This is a genomic window from Chryseobacterium sp. CH21 (assembly GCF_004119445.1).
In the GTDB taxonomy this organism is placed as follows: domain Bacteria; phylum Bacteroidota; class Bacteroidia; order Flavobacteriales; family Weeksellaceae; genus Chryseobacterium.
In genome coordinates this window covers 41,320-58,485 of sequence record NZ_QICI01000055.1, presented here as the reverse complement: position 1 = coordinate 58,485, position 17,166 = coordinate 41,320, and the positions used below count along the sequence as shown (strand labels likewise).

Annotated in this window: 20 protein-coding genes; 8 read left to right on the top strand and 12 right to left on the bottom strand. The window is 35.5% G+C overall.

The genetic code is table 11. The features are described 5' to 3' along the window. Positions 1–217 precede the first annotated feature (217 nt). Positions 218–1,333 carry an acyltransferase family protein gene (locus BOQ62_RS12105; protein ID WP_129039808.1) on the bottom strand — a complete coding sequence of 372 codons (1,116 nt, stop codon included), beginning with the start codon at positions 1,331–1,333 and terminating at the stop codon, positions 218–220. Positions 1,334–1,515: 182 nt separating this feature from the next. On the opposite strand from BOQ62_RS12105, the gene BOQ62_RS23245 reads away from it, so the two are divergent. The 5 genes from BOQ62_RS23245 (at position 1,516) to BOQ62_RS12085 (ending at position 4,984) form a co-directional block, all read left to right on the top strand. Next, entirely contained in the window at positions 1,516–1,752 is a 237-nt protein-coding gene (locus BOQ62_RS23245) for a hypothetical protein (protein WP_228414017.1), read from the top strand. Between the two features lie 89 nt (positions 1,753–1,841). Next, the gene (locus BOQ62_RS12100; protein ID WP_228414015.1) at positions 1,842–2,579 is read left to right on the top strand and encodes a sensor histidine kinase; all 738 of its coding nucleotides are present in this window, start codon (positions 1,842–1,844) and stop codon (positions 2,577–2,579) included. Beyond that, on the top strand, positions 2,572–3,267 hold the full coding sequence (locus BOQ62_RS12095; protein ID WP_129039806.1) for a LytR/AlgR family response regulator transcription factor: 696 nt from the start codon (positions 2,572–2,574) through the stop codon (positions 3,265–3,267). The genes BOQ62_RS12100 and BOQ62_RS12095 overlap by 8 nt, the downstream gene beginning before the upstream one ends. 381 nt (positions 3,268–3,648) lie before the next feature. Then, on the top strand, positions 3,649–4,209 hold the full coding sequence (locus tag BOQ62_RS12090) for a hypothetical protein (RefSeq protein WP_129039804.1): 561 nt from the start codon (positions 3,649–3,651) through the stop codon (positions 4,207–4,209). Between the two features lie 79 nt (positions 4,210–4,288). After that, the gene (locus BOQ62_RS12085; RefSeq protein WP_129039802.1) at positions 4,289–4,984 is read left to right on the top strand and encodes an ABC transporter ATP-binding protein; all 696 of its coding nucleotides are present in this window, start codon (positions 4,289–4,291) and stop codon (positions 4,982–4,984) included. A gap of 39 nt (positions 4,985–5,023) precedes the next feature. On the opposite strand, the gene BOQ62_RS12080 is transcribed toward BOQ62_RS12085, so the two are convergent. The 3 genes from BOQ62_RS12080 to BOQ62_RS23240 form a co-directional block, all read right to left on the bottom strand. Next, the gene (locus tag BOQ62_RS12080) at positions 5,024–5,293 is read right to left on the bottom strand and encodes a hypothetical protein (protein WP_129039800.1); all 270 of its coding nucleotides are present in this window, start codon (positions 5,291–5,293) and stop codon (positions 5,024–5,026) included. A gap of 211 nt (positions 5,294–5,504) precedes the next feature. Then, positions 5,505–7,052, bottom strand: coding sequence for an SPFH domain-containing protein (locus tag BOQ62_RS12075; protein ID WP_228414013.1), 1,548 nt, complete (start codon positions 7,050–7,052; stop codon positions 5,505–5,507). Next, positions 7,036–7,440 carry a hypothetical protein gene (locus BOQ62_RS23240; protein ID WP_228414011.1) on the bottom strand — a complete coding sequence of 135 codons (405 nt, stop codon included), beginning with the start codon at positions 7,438–7,440 and terminating at the stop codon, positions 7,036–7,038. Before BOQ62_RS23240 ends, BOQ62_RS12075 begins: the two co-directional genes overlap by 17 nt. A 442-nt stretch (positions 7,441–7,882) precedes the next feature. Here BOQ62_RS23240 and BOQ62_RS12070 point away from each other — a divergent pair, with 442 nt between their 5' ends. Further along, a complete protein-coding gene (locus BOQ62_RS12070) occupies positions 7,883–8,320 on the top strand; it encodes a hypothetical protein (protein ID WP_129039798.1) in 438 nt (145 codons plus the stop codon). Positions 8,321–8,473: 153 nt separating this feature from the next. Here BOQ62_RS12070 and BOQ62_RS12065 read toward each other — a convergent pair whose 3' ends face one another. The 4 genes from BOQ62_RS12065 to BOQ62_RS12055 form a co-directional block, all read right to left on the bottom strand. Beyond that, the gene (locus tag BOQ62_RS12065; protein ID WP_262708332.1) at positions 8,474–9,061 is read right to left on the bottom strand and encodes a patatin-like phospholipase family protein; all 588 of its coding nucleotides are present in this window, start codon (positions 9,059–9,061) and stop codon (positions 8,474–8,476) included. Continuing rightward, entirely contained in the window at positions 9,001–9,255 is a 255-nt protein-coding gene (locus tag BOQ62_RS23235; protein ID WP_228414007.1) for a patatin-like phospholipase family protein, read from the bottom strand. The genes BOQ62_RS12065 and BOQ62_RS23235 overlap by 61 nt, the downstream gene beginning before the upstream one ends. A 256-nt stretch (positions 9,256–9,511) precedes the next feature. Next, entirely contained in the window at positions 9,512–10,900 is a 1,389-nt protein-coding gene (gene lpdA, locus BOQ62_RS12060; RefSeq protein WP_129039796.1) for a dihydrolipoyl dehydrogenase, read from the bottom strand. A 228-nt stretch (positions 10,901–11,128) separates the two neighbouring features. Continuing rightward, positions 11,129–11,392 (bottom strand): hypothetical protein, encoded by a 264-nt coding sequence (locus BOQ62_RS12055; protein WP_129039794.1) that lies wholly within the window; start codon positions 11,390–11,392, stop codon positions 11,129–11,131. Positions 11,393–11,568: 176 nt separating this feature from the next. Between BOQ62_RS12055 and BOQ62_RS23230 the strand changes: the two genes are divergently transcribed. Then, positions 11,569–11,754 carry a hypothetical protein gene (locus tag BOQ62_RS23230; protein ID WP_228414006.1) on the top strand — a complete coding sequence of 62 codons (186 nt, stop codon included), beginning with the start codon at positions 11,569–11,571 and terminating at the stop codon, positions 11,752–11,754. A gap of 336 nt (positions 11,755–12,090) precedes the next feature. Continuing rightward, the gene (locus tag BOQ62_RS12045; protein WP_129039792.1) at positions 12,091–12,972 is read left to right on the top strand and encodes a hypothetical protein; all 882 of its coding nucleotides are present in this window, start codon (positions 12,091–12,093) and stop codon (positions 12,970–12,972) included. A gap of 55 nt (positions 12,973–13,027) precedes the next feature. Here BOQ62_RS12045 and BOQ62_RS23225 read toward each other — a convergent pair whose 3' ends face one another. The 4 genes from BOQ62_RS23225 to BOQ62_RS12035 are packed head-to-tail and all read right to left on the bottom strand — an operon-like array spanning position 13,028 to position 17,134. Further along, positions 13,028–14,641: a beta-glucosidase gene (locus BOQ62_RS23225; RefSeq protein WP_228414005.1), complete on the bottom strand. Its 1,614-nt coding sequence runs from the start codon at positions 14,639–14,641 to the stop codon at positions 13,028–13,030. Beyond that, the gene (locus BOQ62_RS23220) at positions 14,587–15,333 is read right to left on the bottom strand and encodes a glycoside hydrolase family 3 protein (RefSeq protein WP_262708331.1); all 747 of its coding nucleotides are present in this window, start codon (positions 15,331–15,333) and stop codon (positions 14,587–14,589) included. Before BOQ62_RS23220 ends, BOQ62_RS23225 begins: the two co-directional genes overlap by 55 nt. 11 nt (positions 15,334–15,344) lie before the next feature. After that, positions 15,345–15,689, bottom strand: a complete 345-nt coding sequence (locus BOQ62_RS23215) for a hypothetical protein (RefSeq protein ID WP_228414003.1) — start codon at positions 15,687–15,689, stop codon at positions 15,345–15,347. Then, a complete protein-coding gene (locus BOQ62_RS12035) occupies positions 15,689–17,134 on the bottom strand; it encodes an alpha-L-fucosidase (protein ID WP_129039790.1) in 1,446 nt (481 codons plus the stop codon). Before BOQ62_RS12035 ends, BOQ62_RS23215 begins: the two co-directional genes overlap by 1 nt. Positions 17,135–17,166 lie beyond the last annotated feature (32 nt).

The window sequence follows — 17,166 nt, the reverse complement described above, 5'->3', positions numbered from 1 at the left end:
ACCTTTGGCGCTTAATGATTCACCCTGTTTCTTGTGGATTAATTAATACTATAAAGTTAATTTACGTAATTCAAAAAACTTTATAATACAAACTAAAGGGCGCAAGTCTTTTAATCCTGTATTTTTTTTAAGGCGCAAAAAAATCAAAGATTTTTAGCAAGGATAATAGGATAATACTTTTTCAATTTTTGAACATCTATCCTGAAGATACTAGAGATTATACAATTCTTTTTAAAGCCTTTGTTTTAAGAACAGAGAAAGGTTTTTCTATCACAAACCTATAGAATAAGCCTCCCAAAATACAAACAAAAAGGCAAATCATAAGACTTATATTATCTGAATTTTCCAGTTTAAAATAATCAAAACCCTCCTGTACCATGTGAATAATTCCTTTATGTGAAAGATAAACAGCATAAGATAAAGAGGCCAGTTGAGCGGTAACATAAGACTTCGAATTATACAGGAAAGATGATTGGGAAACCGCAGCCATAAGGATAATTCCATAGCTCACTGCCACGAGTGTAAAACCAAAAATAGAAGCCATTTTTGAAGCCTGCTCATTACATACCCAAAAAGAAACTCCCAACAGTACAATTCCCAAAAAGAAAAATCTGTTTCCGTTGTTATTCACTATTTTTTTGAATTGTGATGAATACTGCATCAAATATCCGATCAAAACACCTATCCCTAAACCATCCAGCCTTGTATGAGTAGGGTAATATATTTTCATATACCATAATTTCCAGAAATCTGAGGAAGCAGTATCCATTCCTGTTATAAATTCATTCCATCCTATTAGTCTGGCTATCACAGAAAATCCGATAACCATCATCATCAGAACTGCCAGATATCTGAACAATTTTATTGGTATTACTATCAAAAGAAAGAGAGGAAGAATGAGATAAAACTGCTCTTCAATACACAATGACCATGCGTGAGAAAATGTTCCGCGATTGATCACATCCAAACCGTAATTTTGGGTAAAGCTCATAAACTTCCACAATGGAGATAAAGCTTCTCTTTCCCTGAAAAAAGGAAATGTAAAATACAGGAAAAGTGTAAACAAATAAGCCGGAATAATCCTGAAAAAGCGTTTTATATAAAATGTTTTCAAATGGATTTTTCCCTTAATTTCTATTTCTTTAAACAGCTGACTAGAAATCAGAAAGCCACTTAGAACAAAAAAGAGATCCACACCGGTCCATCCAAATCTTCCGATACTGTCTATCCAATCCGGATGTTTAAAAGCACGGTAATGGTACATTAATACGAGTAAAATAGCAGCAGCTCTCAGATGATCTAATCCGTAAAGCCTTTCAGAACGTTCTGTCATTATTTTTTGTGCAAATCTTGACAATTTTCAGATTTATTTCGAAACTACGATCCAGACAGCGATATATTTCGTATCAATGGTAAAATACGTCGTTCGCATTATAAATGATGAAATCTGCCATTATTTTAGATCCTTTAACATGACATTCTTCTAAGGTACCTTAAGATTTTATATTTTTGAAGATGTTGAAAACTCCGTCAGAAATTCAGATCAGACAAAATCTATACTTCCAGCTGCTTTTCTGGAGTGCTTTATTTTTGTTCGGAACAGTAAGAATGTATGGCGAGTACGATGGAGAAGCTTTTAAAGAGCTGATCATTTACAATTTTTGCCACTGGATTTTCCAGATTGCAGGAGCCAATTTTATTTATTTTGTTCTGATCCGTCATTTTTTGATCAGAAAAAGTATGTTAAATTAATACTGTCTATTCTTCTCAGTCTTTATATTATTTCTGTCATTAATCGGTTTTTTATCGTTTATATTGCAGAACCTCTTTTCATCAATGAATTGAAAGACACTCCTTTTGAAATTTTCACAGATATCCCTTATTTGTTACTCCATTATACATTTCCGATTATCAGCGGTGCCTTTATCTTTATCTCCATCATGTTTATCATACGGTATAAAGATGAAAAGGAGCATACCATCAAACTGCAGAAGGAAAAAACCGAACTGGAACTGCAATCTCTTAAATCTCAGCTCAATCCTCATTTTCTTTTTAACACACTGAATAATATTTATTCTCTGTCCATCAATCATTCTGATAAAACCTCTCAATCTATCAGCCAGCTTTCTGATATTCTGGATTATATTCTGTACAAAGGACAGAAAAAATGGGCAGCGGTTTCTGATGAACTGGATATTATTGACAATTATATAGCTCTGGAAAGTCTTCGGTATCATGAGGAAAGATTAAAAATTCAGAAACATATTATATTAAACTCCCCAAATACCATTCCACCATTGATGTATCTTACTTTGGTAGAAAATGCTTTTAAACATGGAGCAGGAAAAAACCAGGAAATAACGGAAATAAAGATTGAGATAGAAACCAATCAGCAGCATTCTGTTTTTAAAATTGAAAATACCTTTTCCTATCCTCTGAAAGATAACGAAAAAGGAATCGGACTGCAGAATATACAAAGACAATTACAATTTCATTATCAAGGAAATTTTACCTTCCGGGTTTCACAGGAAAACAATATTTTTAAAGTTGAAATAATCACTCCTCCCCATTATGATTAACTGTATTATTGTAGATGATGAACCTCTGGCTGCCTCATTGCTGGAAAATCATATCTCTAAGATTGACGATTTAAAACTGGCAGGAAAAGCCCAAAATGCAATGCAGGCTTATAAAATCCTACAAAATCAGACTGTGGATCTGATGTTTCTTGATATTCAGATGCCTCATTTGAACGGAATAGATTTTTTGAAATCACTGCCCCGAAAGCCTAAAACCATTTTCACGACAGCCTACCGGGATTTTGCTATTGAAGGTTTTGAGCTGGAAGCAGTAGATTATCTTCTGAAACCTATTACTTTCGAACGGTTCTTCAAATCTGTAGAACGGATACTCAGAAATACACAGGACCATAACGAAGATTTTATCATCATCAAAACCGAAGGAATGCACCGCAAAATTTCCCTTTCGGAGATTGCTTATTTTGAAAGCCAGGGAAATGATATCAAAATAGTACTCACCAATCATGAAAATTGTATTTCAAAAAATAAGATTGCGGATCTGGAAAAAACTTTATCGGGCAAAGGTTTTGTAAGAATTCACAGATCTTTTATTATCAATTCTGCTTTTGTGACTGCTTTCAGTAATAATGAGATTGTGGTCTCTAATTATCAGATTCCTGTGGGAAGAAGCTATAAGCATGAGTTTGACACCTTCATATCTTCAGTTTCCAGAAATAAGCTGTTATGAAACTATTTATAAAAACTTCAATATTCAATTTCTCACTTCTTTTTTAGAATTTAATCTACAAAGCCTTATTTTTAACATTTATTTCAAATTAATTTTTAATTCAAACATATCTGAGTAATATTTAATCTGTATTTCAGTACATTACATTATATTAACTATTATAAATCTGACTTCAATGAGAATCAACAATTTTTCACAAAAAACAATTAATAAAATGATTATCAAATCATTAAATAAACAATGAAATCCATACTATCCACAGATAATCTCCTATTGATATTAAAAAAAAATGTTATTTTTGCTTAAACTAATAAAGTTGTTTTTTGCTTTTTTATTAGTAAATTTATGTACACCAAGTAATAAAACATTAAAATTGATTTTATGAGAAAAATAATTCTACTTATTACATGTATGTTCGGTATTTCAGTTTTCTCACAGATTAAAGTGTTGAAGAATGAAAGTTTGGTGGAAATTGGTAAAGATAATTCCGTTGGTCTATATAAAAAGGAAGATAAATTTACAGTCAACTACCAGGATCTGAACACCAGTAACCTAAATACAATCCGATCTTTTTCTTTTCAGAACCTTAACGGGGATGTTGCCGGATTATTTAAACTGATCATGGATGGCTTTGTTACTCCTCCGGAGGAGAATATTGTATTGGAACTTCCTAATGATATTATTGAGCTTCATTATGAAAAGAATTACGGACAGCAGACCGTGCAGTTTATCCAGGTGATCAACAAAAACCGAAAATACATTGGAAAATCACAGTTTTTAACTCAAAAACAGGTGGAGAAAGTTTTCGGAAGAACCAATGGAAAGTATGCGATGTATGATAAACCCGCTTCTGTAAATCCTGCAGCGAATAAAGGAAACGGAAATACAGCATCTAATGCTGTTCCTGCAGCAGGTGGAGCCAAGAAAAAATCAAGAAAATAATTATATTTTATAAATATTGCGAAACTCATTCTATCGGATGAGTTTTTTTATTTTATTTTTGCAAAACATCGTAAAACATATGCCGCTTCAGATAATCAATTTAACCAAAAAATTTGGTGAGCAGACAGCCCTAGACCATATCAATATTTCTATTGATAAAAATGAGATCATTGGTCTTCTTGGTCCAAACGGTGCCGGGAAATCTACCTTGATGAAATCCATTGTCGGAGCACTGAAAATTGATCAGGGTGAAATTATTTTCAATGGGATGAATATTTCCCAGCATGAGATTGAAAGCAAAAAGAAAATCGGTTTTCTTCCTGAAAACAACCCTCTTTATCTGGAAATGTATGTGAAAGAATACCTTCAGTTTGTAGCCAACATCCATAAAATCTCTGAATCCAGAGTAGATGAAGTCATAGAACTGGTAGGAATTACCCCAGAAAAATCAAAAAAAATCGGACAGTTGTCTAAAGGGTATAAACAACGTGTAGGATTGGCGCAGGCCATTATTCATCAACCTGATCTACTGATTCTGGATGAACCTACGAATGGTCTGGATCCTAACCAGATCATAGAAATCCGTAATGTAGTAAAGGAAATCGGACAGCAAAAGACTGTTTTACTTTCAACCCATATCATGCAGGAAGTAGAAGCGCTTTGTTCAAGAGTTATTCTTATACACAAAGGAAATATTCTTCAGGATTGCCCTATTGACGAATTTAAAGGCAAATTTGAAAGCTTGGAAGATGCTTTTGCAAGTTATACTGCGTAAAAAATATGAAATCGCCCGAAAGTTTTTCGGGCGATTTTTTTAGTTTTTAATAATATATCCTACAGGTTCTGTAATTTTTAAAATCTCATATTTTTTATAGTGAACCCAGAATTTATGTTGATCATTGAAATCCTGATTCATGTAAAGTGTATCTTTTTGAGGCATAAGCACAATATAAATATCCTTATCAACAACTCTCATTTTCTCACTTACAATATGAATATCTGACAATTCCTTTTTTGAAAAAGATGAATTGCTCTGTTCTATTTTTGAAGTTTTTATATTTTCTACAAGTTTATTTTTAACCAAATGATTGCGTACTGTAATCATTAAAAAAATAAAATCAAGCTAACAAGCATACCAAAAAGGCCTTAGAACTTTTTTTCACAATTTCACAATAGATTTCAATAATGGAGAAAACAAAAAAACTAATAATCAGTAGTGCTATAATGAGCTGAACGATATAAATCATTTTAAAAATTCAAAATTTGAGTTAAGTTTAAGTTATTTGTCAATTGGGTTAAGAATTGTTATCTGTCTTCTCTTCAGTAGCAGCAACTGTTTCAATATTTTTCTTCTGAATCTGTTCCAACAACTGAAGTCCCAAAAGCCCGCTGATTCCTCCATTGGCAGAATCTCCGCTTCCTCCGATTAATACTTCAGGCATTATTCTTACGTTTTGGTTCGCTATATTTTCCATGATTTTTAATTGGGTAAAATTATTTCCGCCCATTGCTTCTACAGACAGTTTGTAGGATTCCGCATTAGATTTACCGATGGCCAGAATTTTTTCTGCTTCTGCATTACCGGTTAATGAAATCTGTTCAGCACTTGCTTTTGCCAGTAATTCGATTTTTTCTGCTTCAGCTTTTGCAAGAAGTCTTGTTTTTTCTGCTTCTCCGGTTGCTAACAGCTTCAACCTGTCTCCTTCTGCATTCGCCTGCAATCTTACGGAATTGGCATCTCCGGTTGCCTTTTTCACGGATGCATCAGCAATTCTTTCTGCAATCACAACCCCCTGATCTGCTTTTACAATTTCTTTCTGCATATCCGCAACAGCCGTTTCTTTTTCCAGAGCCTGACGGGTTTCCTGAGCCAGCATTTCAGTTTCGTAAGTTATTTTCTGTTCTTCTGCCAGTTTTCTGTCTGTTAAGGTCTTCATTAAACTTTCCGGTGGAACAATAGCACCTATCAAAGTATCGACAGCGTTCACATTATATTGTTCCAAAACACTGCTGATGTGGTCTTTGGCAGATTGCTGTCTTTCTTTTCTGCTTCCCAAAAATGCAATCACATCACTATCCTGCGCTGAGTTTCTGAAATAGTTTCCAATCGTTGGCTCTAGAACCTGGCTCACAAGATTGATCATATTTCCGAAACGAGCTATTACTTTGGGAGCTTCATAGGTAGGAATATGAATAATTTGCGAAACATCAAGATTGAAAGGGAATCCGTCTTTACTTCGTACCGTAATCGTTGAAAGGTTTTTATCGAGTTGGTGAGATTCACTTCTTTCATAAGCCCAATTCAGTACTAAATTGGTCGTAGGAACAAGCTCCACTTTCATAATGTATGGATTGATAGGATATTTTCCGGGACCAATAGGTTCTGCCCAAACCCCTTTATGGCCTTTCTCAACAATGTTTCCATGTTTAAAATCAACGCCGCTCAGATCTTTTCCATCTTCCCCCACATAGCTGATAATGACTCCCACATGACCAATTGGGATTTCCGTCATTTTTACCATTTCCACTTTTGTGAACCAGGGATTCAGGAAATAGGAACCAGCAAGGATTACCTGTTCCTGAAGACCTTTATATCCTCCATTATTTAAAAAGGTATCAACATCCTGAAACTTATTGTGATCATTGATAATTTTACCCGCAATCTGTCCCTCTTCTAAAGGACTTCCTTCCATTGTTGTAATAATTCCAACGGCATTATCAGGAATCTGAGTCATATCCGTTAATTCTATCTCAAATAGTAACGTATTGATCCTGTAAGATCCTGGTGCAATAATTGCAGTCTGACGGCCTTTCCTTCCTCCGTTTTTAAAAAGCTTCTGCATCCTGAAAAGAATCGCAGTCGACTTTTCTGGCTAAAATTCGTCCGGTTTCCAGTTCTATCCCGTCTTTTGCCAGTAATAATCCTATTTTACCGGTCGGGATCACTGTAAAAGGTTGAAAATCGATAGAATACTGCCATATCCATTTTCCAAAATAGACTCCCGGAGCTAATGTCTGAGCCTGAAAACCAGCTTCTCCATTGGTGGCGATAATCCTTCCCTCAGGAAGTTCCTGCTTACCTACCAACACAAATTTTTTAGTAACCAAACCAATTTTATCCTGAGGAACAATGATTAATCCAAAGAAAATTCTTAAAATGAATTTGTAAAAAAGTACGCATAAAAGCGCAATTACGGCCGGAACCATCCAGCCATGAAAAGCTAATTCCATAGTTTGTTTTTTGTTTTTGATTAAATTTTAAAAAAGGGATTGCGCTCTGATTCTTCAGAATATGAAAAAACAGAGTACGAATTATGTGATAATTCTTTCGAAAAAAATTAAGAAATTACAGGAGGAGAAGTATTAAAAATCGTGAAGATAATTTCTGATACTTTTAATAGAAAAAACTTAAAGTTAATTAGTTTCATTTTGATAATAAAGGAACGAGATCCTTTGATGGTACAAATGTACATAAGAAAAGTATTCAGTTGTTTTAGAATTTGATACTATTTCACAAACAAATGGTAATCAATTGAAAATCAATATTATTATTTTTCAGAACCTCTATATAAAAGTCTTAAGAACTTCTTTTTCAGAACGATAAGTCTTCTCTTTAATAAAAAATGGCTTCATATTTGATAGAGTCTGAAATGTTAACCAATAACCACTCAATATGATAAAGCATATTTTATTAGGAACGTTCTGCTTAGCTCAGTTTTCTTTCGTTTATGCCAAAGAGGTCCCTACTCCAACAACAGAAGGTTTTATAACCTCTTCTATCCTTCAGCAGGTCCCGAAGACTGTTATTATCAAAACCAAAAAATTCAAAATCAGAATTGACAAACAGCCGAATGGTAAGTATCTTTATCAGTCTTGGAATGCCAATGCAAAAATTACGGCTAAACCAAGCATGATCATCAGTGATGGGGAACTGATTTCTGATGGCTCTGGAGGAAATTATTACATCAACTTCAATAATGAGGGTCACAGCTATCAGATCTGGAGAAATTATCTTACCGACTCTCCGAAAAAAGCACCTTATACTTTGGTTGTAAATGATGCAAATGACCAGGAAATTGTTCGTCAGGATGGGTACGTAGTGAAAAATTAAGTATAAAAGCGGGAAGATGGAGGAGAGAGGCAGGATGTTGTGTATACTGTTGATAATTTTGCTTTTAAAATCTCAAATAAAGTCCTTCCAACTCTTCTTATAAAATAAAAATCCTGCATATTGATGCGGGATTTTTTTATGTTCCGGATTGTCTTAATTCTGTAAAAAAGTACTTTCTTCATAGCTTTCTTTGGCTGCTTTGTAACCGATATTGAAAATCTCTTCCAATCTGTCTTTTCTGCGCTCAAAAGTTCCGTAGGACGATAGTTTCTGGGAAGAAATAAACCAGTCGCAGTAATCAAATTTTACTTTTTCAATCCTATAAGAAAGAAGATCATAAGAACGGGAAACGATTGCTTTAATGGAATTCAGATCTTTAATCTTAGCTTCGTTGGGCGGAGAGACAAATACGCCAATCAGCTTTTCACAGTCTTCTCTGATGATATCTGCCGGAAAATTATTCAGAACTCCTCCATCGCAATACATTTCATCACCAATGATATAAGGTGTTGTAATTCCAGGAATGGAACATGAAGCAATGATGGCATCCACAATTTCAAAATCTTTATCAAAAATTTTCTGGGTTCCGGCAACAAGCTCTGTAGCGACAATTTTAACTTCGATATCGAGATCTCCCAGTTTCATTTCATGGAAAATCGGTTTCAGATAGTTTCTGAAGATCACCGAAGAAACAAGCCCCGGCTGGTTGAATGTAAAGTGTTTCCAGTTGAAAAAATACACAGAATTGAAAATTCCAGGATTTCTTCCGGAGTTTTCCCGATAGCATGAAGACATCCTACAATAGATCCGGCACTGCAACAGGAAAGGATATCTACTTCAATATCTTTTTCCTGTAAGAATTTTAATACTCCTGCATGAGCGATTCCTTTGGTACCGCCTCCTGATAAAACAAGTCCTACTCTCTCAAAATTCATAGAATAAATGTAAGAAAACGGCCTGAGATAATTAAGTTAATTTTTATAAATATGCTAATTTTAAAGTTATTTTAAGAAATTCCATTGTATACAAGCTAAAATTTCATCAGAAGCCTTTTAAGAAAAATGGATAATAAACAATAAACCTAACAGGTTTTTGAAACCTGTTAGGTTTAATTTACGCATACTTCTGCTCTACATCAAAAAAAGCCTGGATTTTTCCAGGCTTTTATCATATAGATTTCTGTATTTCAGATTAAATGTGAATCACTTCACCGTAAGCAGCAGCAGCAGCTTCCATAATAGCTTCAGAAACTGTTGGGTGCGGGTGGATAGATTTGATGATTTCGTGACCTGTAGTTTCTAATTTTCTAGCTACCACAGCTTCAGCAACCATATCCGTTACTCCTTCACCAATCATGTGGCATCCTAACCACTCACCATATTTAGCATCAAAGATTACTTTGATAAATCCGTCTGTATTTCCGTTTGCAGTAGCTTTACCACTTGCAGAAAGAGGGAATTTACCTACTTTGATTTCGTATCCTTTTTCTTTCGCCTGCTTTTCAGTAAGACCTACAGAAGCTACTTCAGGGTGGCAGTAAGTACATCCAGGGATATTGCCATAGTCGATTTTCTCAACGTGCATTCCTTTGATTTTCTCAACACAAGTGATTCCTTCTGCAGAAGCAACGTGAGCCAATGCCTGAGTTGGGATGATATCTCCGATGGCATAGTAACCAGGTACTGAAGTTTCGTACCATTCGTTTACCAATACTCTTCCTTTATCTGTCTGGATTCCCACTTCTTCTAACCCGATATTCTCGATGTTAGCAGCAATACCTACAGCAGATAATAAGATATCAGCTTCAAGAGTAATGTTTCCGTTCGCTGTTTTCACAGTAGCTTTTACGCCTTCTCCACTTGCATCAACACTTTCTACAGAAGCGTTGGTCATGATCTCGATTCCTGTCTTTTTCAGAGATTTCTCTAAGTGTTTAGAGATTTCTTCGTCTTCTACAGGAACGATGTTTGGCATAAATTCAACAACAGTTACTTTAGTTCCCATTGTGTTATAGAAGTCAGCAAATTCTACTCCGATAGCTCCAGAACCTACAACGATCATAGATTTTGGCTGCTCAGGAAGAGATAATGCCTGTCTGTATCCGATTACTTTTTTACCATCTTGTGGTAAGTTTGGTAATTCTCTTGAACGGGCTCCTGTAGCGATAATGATATGAGTACCTGTATATTCGGTTACTTTTCCTTCTTTATCTGTAACAGAAACTTTTTTTCCTTTCTGTACTTTTGCAGTACCAAGAATTACGTCAATCTTATTCTTTTTCATCAAGAATTCGATTCCTTTGCTCATTTTGCTGGCAACACCACGGCTTCTCTGAATTACATTCGGGAATTCAAAGCTTGCCTCCACTTTATTTAAACCATAATCTTCAGCATGGTTGATATAATGAAAAACCTGAGCAGATTTCAATAAAGCTTTAGTTGGAATACATCCCCAGTTAAGGCAGATTCCTCCTAAATTTTCTTTCTCGATAATTGCGGTTTTGAAACCTAATTGCGCTGCTCTGATCGCAGTAACATATCCACCAGGACCACTTCCAATGACAATAATATCGTAATTCATTACTTTAAAAATTTTTATGCGAATTTAAGGAAAAATATTGGATGTTTCATGTTTCTGTAAACCGATCTTAAAATGCATTAATAAAGCTATTTTTATTCAATTTTAAACAAAGAAAGAGAACACAAAACGCATTCTCTTTCAATAAATTTTCTTTTACATTGAAAAATTCTCAAAGTTCAATCTATAAAAAACGGCTTTTTCTATTTTAATTACCGTAAAAATTATGTATTATTTTGCCTGTCTAAGTAATCGCTTTTCAGTGGCATATCTTTGGTTTAAAGCTTTCATCTGATCTCTCTTCATCTGTTTGGTGGCAAGAGGGTGATTAAGGATGAGTTTTTTCTCTATATTATATTTTTTAGTAAGCTCCTGCATTTTAATATTGACCAACTCACTTTTTGAAGGATGTGGTGGTACTGGCGGGTGCTTCTGAGCTGAAACATTCACGGATAAACCTAGTAACAATACTGTTGAAATTAATAACTTTTTCATAATGTTCTTATTTTTGAATGATTTCAATTAATTCAATATTATTTAATGAAATTCATTCCGGTTCACCAACAATCTTGCATATATCATACCAATATTTTTTTAAAGTACAACCTATTTCGTAACATTAAAAGGTGCACTATTTTTCATACATTTATTTCCCTTTAAAATCAGCGTTTATGAAGACTTCCACGAAAAAAAAGAATCTCACTAAAGACAGTATCTGGATGAAAAAACCGGAAGATCATGATTTTCCTGCAGCATTGGATTATCTGGATCTTCTTTTTGAACCGGATGAAGCCCAAAAGATGGTTGAAAAATTAAAATCGGCACCTCCCACACAAAAAAATCGAAAGATATCTTAAGAGCCAGTAAGCTTGCTTTGCTTCCGGAAACCAATATCCACGTAAAAGAAAATCTGAAAAAAGTAGAAAAAAACAAGAAGCTTTCTCCTATCCTACTCATAAGAGGTCAGCATGAACTCATTATTGCGGATGGTTATCATCGGTTATGCTGCAGCTACTATCTTATTGAAGATTTGGAAGTACCGTGCAGATTGATTTAACACCAATTGATTTAACACTATTTACCTATTTTCACTTCATATTACTATATATATATTAAAAACATATCAATTATTCTATTATAAGTAAATTTTAAGTGATTTTTTGTATTTTTGTTTAAAATCAATTTTATAAAATATGAAAAAATACATTTCAATCCTTTTGTTTTGTGGCATCCCTTTAACCGCACAAGTAGGGATTAATACACTGACTCCAAACAGTACTCTCGCCATAAACGGTTCACTAAGGGCCGGATACACACAAATCACTGCTACAACGTATAGTATTCTGGCCACTGATCATTACATTACCTATAACGGAACGGCTGATGCTACATTTACCCTTCCTGTTGTTGGAGCAGGAACGACAAGTTTTACAGGGAGAATTTATAAAATCAAAAACATCTCCGCGAATGCAATTACGCTTCAGGCATCCAGCGGCAATACTTTAAGGATTGATAATACTCCGGTTGCTTCTTTTGTAATTCCTACAGGGGCTTATGCTGAAGTAGTGAACAACAGCAATACTACAGGAGGAACCTGGGATTTGTCTTTTACTGTTCTTCCTAAGCCAAGTAATGTGGAGATTTATGGTACACAGCTTTTTATTCCGCCTCATGCACTGGGAACAGCTCCTGTTTCAGACTGGACGGCTCATGGTAATGCAGGTTATGATTCGGGTACTGCAACCGACAGATGGTGGATCATAAGTAAAACATCTGTAGACAATGCACATACTGCCACCTATACCAATGCTAGTAGAATGACGCTTGTTTATGAATATCAAGGTACTCCTTTTAATGTTACCAATATGTATCCAATTCTTACGGCAGGAAACAACTCAAGTTTCCCGGATGTATTTACAGCTTCATTTGTAAGCCTTGCCAATAATGGTACTGCCGGAAGAACTAGACTTACTGTATCTGTGGCACGTATTGATTTTATGGGAAATAACGGATCCAATAACAGTAACTGGGCAGGAACATTCTTACTGAACGTTTTATTAGCCAGAAAATACTAGATATCTTCAACAATATATACGTAAAAAGAGCAGATTTTTCTGCTCTTTTTTATTGTTATAAAACTTCAATATTCTGTTTCAAAGGAAGATTTTTTGATGAGTTACCCACCATGATTCTGTAGGTCCCTTTTTCTACAATCCAGTCCATTTTTTCATTTAAGAACTGTAGTTGCTTTACTGGTACTTCGATGGTAACGGACTTTGATTCTCCGGGTTTCAATTCTACTTTCTGAAATCCTTTAAGCTCAATAATCGGCCTTGAAACTGATGCCAGCAAATCTTTTACATATAACTGAACGACTTCATTTCCTGTTTTTGAACCTGTATTTTTCACATTCACTTTAGCGATGATGGTATCATTTTCTGAATACTGAGTTTTATTCAACTGTAAACCTGAGATTTCAAAGGTAGTATAGCTCAATCCAAAGCCAAACGGATATAAAGGCTCACCACTAAGGTCATGATAATCGTTTCCTCTTCCTGTTGGATGATGATTATAAATTAAAGGGAGCTGTCCTTCCTCAATCGGGAAAGTAATGGGTAGTTTTCCTGATGGGTTCTCAGCCCCAAACAATATTTTTGCAACAGCATTTCCGCCTTCTTCGCCAGGATACCAAATATCTAAAATAGCTCCTACTTTATCTTTCCATGCTGTTGTTTTTATGGCTGAACCTCCTACTAATACAACCGAAATTGGTTTATTTAATTTTACAACTTCATGAATAAATGCTTCCTGATTTCCTGGCAGACTCAGTGATGAACGATCCTGAAATTCCCCTTCATGAATTCCGGCTGTTATGATGATATAGTCTGCTTTCTGAGCAAGATCTAAAGCTTCATTAAAATCTTTCTGATAATTATGCAGGCCATAGTTCCAGATCAGTTCTAGATTGGCTTCTCCACGGTTTTCATGAAATTCAATCTTAATATCATATTTTTTTCCTTTTACAAAATCTAATTCAACGGTTTTTGTTGAATAGCTTAATTTTTCCCATTGATCAATGGCTAATTTCCCATCCAGATATAGTCTGAAACCATCATTCCCACGCAATCCTAATTGGTATTTCCCTGACTCCGGAGCTTCCAGTTTTCCGATCCATCGAATACTATAATGATCAACCTGCAACTTTTCCGGATCGGGAGAATATAATGTCCATTTAAAATTAAGCTGTTCATCCTGTCTTTCGAAAGCTGAATTTCCTTTTAACTCTGTATTGGAAAAGTAACTTCCCTTTAATCCTTTTTTATTCTCAGAGGATAAATATTCATTGGAAATGGTGGTAAAATCTTTTATATTCCAATCAATACCCTTTGAGTACATGATTTCAATATTTTTATTTTTAGTATAATTTTTAAGCCCGTCTACAATATTGATTTTCTTGTTTCCCGGCCCAGAATAGCCACCTAATCTTGCATCCACAGCATCTGTGCCCACTACCAGAATCTTTTTTACATTTTCAGGAACAGGAAGTGTCTGATTATTATTCTGAAGCAAAACAAAGGATTCTGCAGCTGCTTTTTCTGCCAGAGGTTTATGATTCAATTTCTTTAGTGCTTCAATTTCTTTAGATGAAACATAGGGGGCTTCAAATAATCCGAGTTCGAATTTGGCTCTCAGTACTCTTGAAACAGCATCATCAATTCTTTCTTTTGAGATTCTGCCATCCAAAAAGGAGGCATAAAGAGTTCATAATGTTTATATTCTGTCTGAAAAATCACATCAAGGCCTGCATTGATTGCCTGCGCAGAAGCATCATCATAATCTTTTGCTGTAAAATGCAGCACATTTGCTCCTCCTACTGCACTGGCATCACTGATGACAAAGCCTTTGAAATCCCATTCTTTTTTTAATTTATCTGTTAACAGCCAGTGATTTGCGGTAGAAGGTCTTCCATCCAGCAGATTATAAGAAGTCATTACGGAACGGCTTTTTCCTTTTGTAAAAGCATGGTGAAAAGGAATTAAATGAGTTTCCTCAAGATATCTTTTGCTCCAATGAATCGGGTATGAGTCTATACCTCCCTCTCCTACGTTAGCTAAAAAGTGCTTAGGAGTGGTAATGATTCCCATATTTTCAAATGAAGTGACAAAGCTGACTCCCATCACGGATGTCAAAAAGGGATCTTCACCATAGGTTTCTTCTGTCCTTCCCCATCGTACATCATTTGCAAGATTGACTACGGGTGTCAGAATCTGACGGATTCCTCTCCATTTCGACTCTGCTGCAATCGATGTTGAAACCTGAGCCATCAATTCCGGATTAAAAGTGGCAGCCAAACCAATGGCCTGCGGAAAAGCTGTTGCCCCTTCCCGAACCAATCCATGTAAGGCTTCATCAAAAGGGATAATAGGAATTCCCAATCTTGATTCTTCTACGAAATATTTCTGAATGGTATTGATTTTTTCACCAGCCTCTCTGCATCTTCATTGGCATTATATTTCAACAGTTGCCCAGCCACTCCTCCCCCTTGGTTTCCCGCGCTTACCTGCAATCCAAAAATTCCATGAGAATACTGTCCTTTCGGGACGTTATCCAAATCTCCTGGAATCATAAAGCACTGCCAGAATTTTTCTTCCGGGGTCATTCTCTTCAACAGATCCTGAACACGAGCTTCAACAGGTTGTTTCGGATCTTTATATAAGGGTTTTTGAGCAAAAGTAATCACAACATTCAACAATAATGTTATCCCAGCAAGTTTAAAACTAATACATCTCATTATTGAACGATTTGAATTACAGTAGCATGTTTCAGTTTTTTCCTTTCTTCAGGTAATTTGATTTCAAGGGTACTTTCTGCTGTTTTCTTCCATTGAATTTTGTTTGATAATCCTAAAACTTTCAAAGATTTTGGTTTAAAATTTTCGGGAATAGAAAAGGTAAGAACTGCCGGAGCCTGATATTCTGACTGCTCATTGAGATGAAATACATTTACGGTGTGATGGTCCTTACTTTGGGTATAATAATAATTTCCTTCATGGTATGGAGCAATACTTCTTGTTGCAAAAACCGCAGACTGATTTTTCTCCATCCAACCGGAAATCTGCTGTAATCTTTCATAGACTATTGGATCATAATCTCCATTGGGGCCCGGAGCAATATTCATCAGATAATTTCCGCCTCTTGAAATGATTTTAACCAAGGTTTCAATGATCTTCTGAGAGGTTTTATAATTGTCATTCGGAACGTAAGAAAAAGAATCTCCCATTGTGATACAGCTTTCCCATGGAATAGAAAGGGCATGTTCCGGAACGGCCTGCTCAGGGGTAACATAGTTTTCCCATTTTCCGGGAACAGTGCGGTCTACAATGATTATCCCAGGCTGGTTTTTTCTGGCCATCGTTCCTATTTTATCCATATCGATATCCTGTTCTACTTTGATGGTGCGCTGCCATTCTACTTTCGGATCTATGGTATGAAAAGGACGCACCCATCCTCCATCCAGCCAGAGAATATCCACTTTACCATAGTTGGAAGTGATTTCGTTCAGTTGGCTAAAGGTGAATTTTTTAAAATTATCCCATCTTTCCGGATATTTTTTGGGATCATAATTGACATTTCTGTCTTTGGGTGGAAAGTAAGACCACCAGTAATCATTGGAATGCCAGTCAGGTTTTGAAAAGTAAGCTCCTATTTTAAATCCTTCTTTTCTGAACGTATTGAAAATTTCTTTCGTCACATCAGATTTTGGATTTTTTGAGAATGGTGTTTTGGAAGATGTGATTTTATAATCAGACTGTTGCGTATCAAACATAGCAAACCCATCATGATGCTTGGTAGTAAAAACCACATATTTCATTCCGGCTTTTTTGGCGGCATCAGCCCATTTTTGTGGATTGAACCGGGTTGGATTGAAACTTGTCTGAAGGGTTTCATAATTTTTCACATACTCATAGTAAGATTTCCCATGCTCGGGCTTTCTCTGTGTCCATGATTCGTCTTCAGGACATAAACTCCAACTTTCTACGATTCCCCACTGGCTATAGGTTCCCCAATGCATAAACAGTCCGAATTTCATATCCTGCCATTGCTCCAGATTCTGGGCAACAAGAGGATCCGTTGGCTTCTGATAACCGTCAGACACATTATGAGCCTGCGAAAATGCTATTGAACTTATCAAAAAGGAGGAAAGAAAAAGGGGTTTTACCTTGGAAATAACCGGCATATGGTATAGTTTTCCGCTAATTTAATTATCCT